The 5,611-nt window shown below is 74.6% G+C and carries 5 protein-coding genes; 4 read left to right on the top strand and 1 reads right to left on the bottom strand.

The genetic code is table 11. The annotated features are described in order from the left end of the window. The first annotated feature begins 59 nt into the window (after nucleotides 1–59). The 3 genes from IE249_RS18570 to IE249_RS18560 all read left to right on the top strand — a co-directional run bounded on the left by IE249_RS18570 (nucleotide 60) and on the right by IE249_RS18560 (nucleotide 3,899). Nucleotides 60–2,363, top strand: a complete 2,304-nt coding sequence (locus tag IE249_RS18570) for an acetate--CoA ligase family protein (RefSeq protein ID WP_189705944.1) — start codon at nucleotides 60–62, stop codon at nucleotides 2,361–2,363. Continuing rightward, complete coding sequence (locus tag IE249_RS18565; RefSeq protein ID WP_229858784.1) at nucleotides 2,360–3,208, top strand: enoyl-CoA hydratase/isomerase family protein; 849 nt, start codon at nucleotides 2,360–2,362, stop codon at nucleotides 3,206–3,208. The genes IE249_RS18570 and IE249_RS18565 overlap by 4 nt, the downstream gene beginning before the upstream one ends. A 67-nt stretch (nucleotides 3,209–3,275) precedes the next feature. Further along, complete coding sequence (locus tag IE249_RS18560) at nucleotides 3,276–3,899, top strand: flavin reductase family protein (protein ID WP_229858782.1); 624 nt, start codon at nucleotides 3,276–3,278, stop codon at nucleotides 3,897–3,899. Here the strand turns inward: IE249_RS18560 and IE249_RS18555 are convergent. Beyond that, nucleotides 3,880–5,196 (bottom strand): MFS transporter, encoded by a 1,317-nt coding sequence (locus IE249_RS18555; RefSeq protein WP_189705943.1) that lies wholly within the window; start codon nucleotides 5,194–5,196, stop codon nucleotides 3,880–3,882. The genes IE249_RS18560 and IE249_RS18555 overlap by 20 nt on opposite strands. Nucleotides 5,197–5,268: 72 nt before the next feature. On the opposite strand from IE249_RS18555, the gene IE249_RS40060 reads away from it, so the two are divergent. Then, nucleotides 5,269–5,611: type 1 glutamine amidotransferase family protein (locus IE249_RS40060; protein ID WP_506367045.1), on the top strand; the 343-nt coding region annotated here is incomplete at its 3' end.

The raw sequence follows: 5,611 nt of genomic DNA, 5'->3' as shown, positions 1-5,611 counted from the left end.
AGTTGTGTGTGTCGCTGTCGCGCTGCCACGTAGCCGTCAGGACAGGAGCGGGCGGAACGATGCTTGGATCAACCCACGGCACCCTGACCACCGACTCCCGCCGGGCCCGGGTCCTCGCGTGCGAGCAGCCGCGGTCCGGGCCGGTCACCGTCCACGGCCGGGCGGTGGACGCCCCCGGCGCCACCGGTGCCCCCGGCACATCCGGTGCACCCGGCGAACCCGGTGCCCCCGGCGCCGCGGTCGCCGTGCCGCTCGACGTCAGCGGCCGTCCGCTGCACGCCGACGTGCCCGGCCTGGACCGCTTCTTCCGCCCCGAGTCCGTGGCCGTGATCGGCGCCTCGGACGCCGAGGGGCGGCCCAACACCGGCATCACCCGGCAACTTGTCGCCTGGGCCGAGCGCGTCGGGGCGCGGCTGCACCCGGTGCATCCGAGTCGCGAGGCCGTGTTCGGCATCCCCTGCGTGCCCTCCGTCGCCGGCCTGCCCGAGCAGGTCGACCTGGCCGTGCTGCTGGTCGCCGACCCGCTCCCCGTGATCGCCGAACTCGCCGAGGCCAAGGCGCGGTTCGCCGTCGCATTCGCCTCAGGGTTCGCGGAGACGGGCGAGGCCGGGGCGCTCGCGCAGGACCGGCTCGCGGCGGCCGTACGGGAGTCCGGGATGCGGCTGCTCGGGCCGAACACCAACCTCAACGCCTTCGAGGAGTTCCGCACCGACCTCGACGGTCCGGCCATCGCCCTGATCACCCAGTCCGGACACCAGGGGCGGCCCGTCTTCGCGCTCCAGGAGCTCGGCATCCGGCTCTCCCACTGGGCCCCCACCGGCAACGAGGCCGACCTGGAGACCGCCGACTTCATCTCCTACTTCGCCGAGCGCCCGGAGGTCGGCGCCATCGCCGCGTACGTAGAGGGCCTCAAGGACGGCCGCGCCTTCCTGCTCGCCGCCGACCGCGCCGCCCGGCGCGGGGTGCCCGTGGTCGCGGTGAAGGTCGGCCGCACCGAGACCGGCGCCCGTACCGCCGCCTCGCACACCGGCAAGCTGACCGGCGCGGACGACGTCGTGGACGCGGCGATGCGGCAGTACGGCGTGATCCGCGTCGACGGCCTGGACGAACTCCAGGACACCGCCGCCCTGCTCGCACGGGCCCGCCCCCCGCTCGCCGACGGTGTGGCCGTCTACTCCATCTCGGGCGGCACCGGCGCCCATGTGGCGGATCTGGCGACCGCGGCCGGACTGCGGCTGCCGCCCCTGTCCGACGCCAGGCAGACCGAACTGCACCAGTGGATACCGGAGTTCCTCAATGTGGCGAACCCCGTCGACAGCGGCGGCCACCCGGTCGGCGACAGCCGCGGCCGGAAGATCATCGACGCGATCCTCGCCGACCCCGGGATCGGGGTGCTGATCTGCCCGGTCACGGGCCCCTTCCCGCCGCTCAGCGACCGGCTCGTACGGGACCTCGTGGACGCGGCCGAGCACACGGACAAGCTGGTGTGCGTGGTGTGGGGCTCCCCGGTCGGCACCGAGGCGGCGTACCGCGAGGTGCTGCTCGGCTCCTCCCGCGTGGCCACCTTCCGCACGGTGGGCAACTGCCTGACCGCCGTACGCGCCTGGCTCGGCCACCACCGCTTCGTACGCGACTACCGCTCCCCCTTCGACGAGGCGCCGCGCACCCCGTCACCGTCCTTCCGCAAGGCGCGGGCGCTGATGCGGCCCGGCGAGCAGCTCAGCGAGCACGCGGCAAAGCAGCTGCTGCGCGCCTACGGCATCCGGGTGCCGCGCGAGCAGCTGGTGACCAGCGCGGCGGCGGCGGTGCGCGCGGCCGGGCTGGTGGGCTACCCGGTGGTGATGAAGGCCTCCGGCGCGCGGCTCGCGCACAAGACCGAGCTGGGCCTGGTGCGGATCGGGCTGACCTCGGCCAGCCAGGTCCGCGACGCCTACCGGGAGCTGACCGACACCGCCCGCTACGAGGGCGTGGAGCTGGACGGCGTGCTGGTGTGCCAGATGGTCGAGCGGGGCGTGGAGATGGTCGTCGGCGTCACGCACGACGAGCTGTTCGGGCCGACGGTGACCGTGGGGCTCGGGGGCGTGCTCGTCGAGGTGCTGCGGGACGCGGCGGTGCGGGTGCCGCCCTTCGGCGAGGAGCAGGCGCGCGCGATGCTCGCCGAGCTGCGGGGCCGGGCCCTGCTGGACGGGGTGCGGGGGCGTCCGCCGGCCGATGCGGACGCGCTCGTCGAGGTCGTGCTGCGGGTGCAGCGCATGGCGCTGGAGCTCGGCGGCGATCTCGCGGAGCTGGACATCAACCCGCTGGTGGTGCTGCCGAGGGGCCAGGGCGCGGTGGCTCTGGACGCGCTGGCGGTCTGCCGGTGACGCCGCAGGCGAGGGCCGGGGGTGTACGGCGGGAGGTCCGCGAGCAGGTCCTGCACCTGACCCTCGACCGCCCCGAGACCCTGAACGCGCTCACCCCCGCCGACCGGGACCGCCTGATCGCGCAGCTCGACGACGCGTCGGCCGACCCGGACGTACGGGCCGTCGTCCTGACCGGGACGGGCCGCGGCTTCTGTGCGGGAGCGGACCTGCGCGCGGGCACCGCGGGCGTGGAGCGGGCCGGCGGCGCGGCGGACGCCGGGAAGCGGGCCGGCGGAGAGCGGATCGCCGGGGACGTGGCCCGGCTGCTGCGCCTGGGCGCCCAGCGGCTGATCGCCGCCGTGCTGGACTGCGAGAAGCCGGTGATCGCGGCGGTGAACGGCGTGGCCGCCGGGCTCGGCGCCCATCTCGCCCTCGCCTGCGACCTGGCCCTGGCCGCGGAGTCCGCGCGGTTCGTGGAGGTGTTCGCGCGGCGCGGGCTCGTACCGGACGGGGGTGGCGCGTATCTGCTGCCGCGGCTCGTCGGCCCCCGGCGCGCGAAGGAGCTGATGTTCTTCGCGGACGCGCTGTCCGCGGCGGACGCCGAGCGGCTGGGCCTGGTCAACCGGGTGGTGCCGGACGGGGAGCTGGCGGCGACGGCGGACGCGTGGGCGGCGCGCCTGGCCGCCGGTCCGACGCGCGCGCTGGCGCTCACCAAGCAGCTGGTGAACGCCTCCCTCGACGGCGACCGCGCCACCGCCTTCGCCGCCGAGGCCGCCGCGCAGGAGATCAACATGACGGCGACGGACGCCCGGGAGGGCGTGGCGGCCTTCGCGGAGCGCAGGGAGCCGAAGTTCACCGGCCGCTGAGGTCTCCCGGTCTCCCGGGCTCCGGGGCTTACTATCTGACGCGTCGTCAGCTTCAATGGTGGATGTGATGGGACAAGCTGGAATGGCCGAGGCCGCCGTCCGCTATCTCAGGCTGAGGACGGGGACGGGCGGGGGCGCGGCGCGGCCCGTGGACCCGCTGCCCCGCCCGGAGCTGCGGTGCGTGCGCGAGGACGAGCGGGCGCCGGTGGACCAGGGCGAGTTCCGGCGCGTGCTCGGGCAGTTCGCGACCGGCGTGACCGTGGTGACGGCCCCGGCGGCCGCCGGGGAGCCCTCCCCCGCCGGCTTCGCCTGCCAGTCCTTCACGTCCCTCTCGCTCGATCCGCCGCTGGTCGCCTTCATGGTCGGCCGTACGTCGTCGACGTGGCCGCGCATCGCCCGCGCCGGCGTCTTCTGCGTCAACGTCCTCGGCGCGCGGCAGGACGCGCTGTGCCGGGCCTTCGCGGTGAGCGGCGCGGACAAGTTCGCCGGCGTGGCGCACGATCCGTCACCGGTGTCCGGTTCACCGCGCCTGGCAGGCGCGCTGGCCTGGATCGACTGCACCGTCCACGCCGTCCACACCGGCGGCGACCACCTGATCGTCGTCGGCAGGGTGAACGCCCTGGGCACAGGCGCCGCCGATGAGCCACCACTGCTGTTCCACCGGGGACGCTTCACGCGAGCGCGGGACTGAGCACCCGCGGCCGGCGCCGGATCACCAGGGCCATCAGGGCCGCGGCCGCGCACAGGGCGCCCGAGGCGTACCAGACCATGTCGTAGGAGCCGAAGACGTCGCGGGCGACGCCGCCGAGGTAGGCGACCAGGGCCGCGCCCACCTGGTGCGAGGCGAGGACCCAGCCGAAGACGATCGCGCTGTCCTCGCCGTAGTGCTCACGGCACAGGGCGAGGGTGGGCGGGACGGTGGCGACCCAGTCCAGGCCGTAGAAGACGATGAAGAAGACCATCGGCGGGTGCACGCCGGGCGCCAGCAGCATGGGCAGGAAGAGGAGCGAGACGCCGCGCAGCGCGTAGTAGACCGCGAGCAGGCGGCGCGGTTCGAAGCGGTCGGTGAACCAGCCGGAGGCGATCGTGCCGGCCACGTCGAACACGCCGATGACCGCGAGCAGGGAGGCGGCGGCCGTGATGGGCATGCCGTGGTCGTGGGCGGCGGGTACGAAGTGGGTCTGGACCAGGCCGTTGGTGGAGGCGCCGCAGATCGCGAAGGTTCCGGCCAGCAGCCAGAACGGCCCGGTGCGCACCGCCGAGAGCAGCACGCCCACGGCCCGGCGCGCGGCCCCCGTGACGGGCTCCGGCTTCGGCACGAACTCCTCGGCGCCGTACGGCCGTACGCCCACGTCGGCCGGGTGGTCGCGCAGCAGCAGCCAGACGAACGGGACGACGGCGAGCGCGGCGAGTGCCACGGTGACGGCGGCCGGGCGCCAGCCGTGCGACTCGACCGTCCAGGACAGCACCGGCAGGAAGATCAGCTGGCCGGAGGCGGAGGCCGCGGTGAGGATGCCGCTGACCAGGCCGCGCCGCGTCGTGAACCAGCGGTTGGTGACGGTGGCCGCGAAGGCCAGCGCCATGGAGCCGGAGCCGAGGCCGACCAGCAGGCCCCAACACAGCCACAGCTGCCAGGGCGCGGTCATCCACACGGTCAGGCCCGAGCCGACGGCGATCACGCTCAGCGCGCCCGCGACGACCCGGCGGATGCCGAAGCGGTCCATCAGCGCGGCGGCGAAGGGCGCGGTGAGCCCGTACAGGGCGAGGTTGAGCGAGACGGCGGCGCCGATCGTGCCGCGCGACCAGCCGAACTCCTGGTGCAGCGGGTCGATGAACAGGCCGGGCAGGGAGCGGAAGGCGGCCGCCCCGACGATCGTGACGAAGGTGACGGCGGCGACGAACCACGCGCGGTGCACGCGTGTCCGCCGCCTGGGCGGCTGTTGCTCCGTGCCGGTGGGGTCGGCCACGGATTCCGTTGTCTGGGTCACGTCATAGAGCTTCCGGTACGGGACGGTCGCCGAACGAGTGGCCCGAGGGACAGTGTTCGATAGGATCGGGCCATGAGCCTGCGCCTCGAACGCCCTGAGAGCCCTGAGAGTGCTGGGAGCGCTGAGAGTCCTGGGAGCCCCAGGAGCAACGGGAGACTTGAGAGCCAGGAGCCTGCCGGGAGCGCCGCCTTCCGGCCGCACCGCGTCGTCGTGCTCGCCCTCGACGGGCTGCTCCCCTTCGAGCTGGGCATCCCGCACCGGATCTTCGGCCGCCCCCGCGACGCGCAGGGGCGCTACTTGTACGAGGTCGTCACCTGCTCGGTCCGTCCGCCGGGCCCGGTCGAGACCGACGCCGACTTCGCCATCCACGTGGCGCACGGCCCCGAGGCCCTGGCCACCGCCGACACGGTGATCG

The sequence above is a fragment of the Streptomyces anandii JCM 4720 genome (genome assembly GCF_014650655.1).
GTDB classification, from domain to species: domain Bacteria; phylum Actinomycetota; class Actinomycetes; order Streptomycetales; family Streptomycetaceae; genus Streptomyces; species Streptomyces anandii.
The sequence above is the reverse complement of the archived record's forward strand: the minus strand, read 5'-3'. Positions and strand labels throughout refer to the sequence as shown.

What these genes read in the sequence shown, in the direction of transcription:
- IE249_RS18560 (WP_229858782.1), top strand. Translation starts at nt 3,276, where the DNA reads ATGGGACAAGCTGGAATGGCCGAGGCCGCCGTCCGCTATCTCAGGCTG.
- IE249_RS18570 (WP_189705944.1), top strand. Translation starts at nt 60, where the DNA reads ATGCTTGGATCAACCCACGGCACCCTGACCACCGACTCCCGCCGGGCC.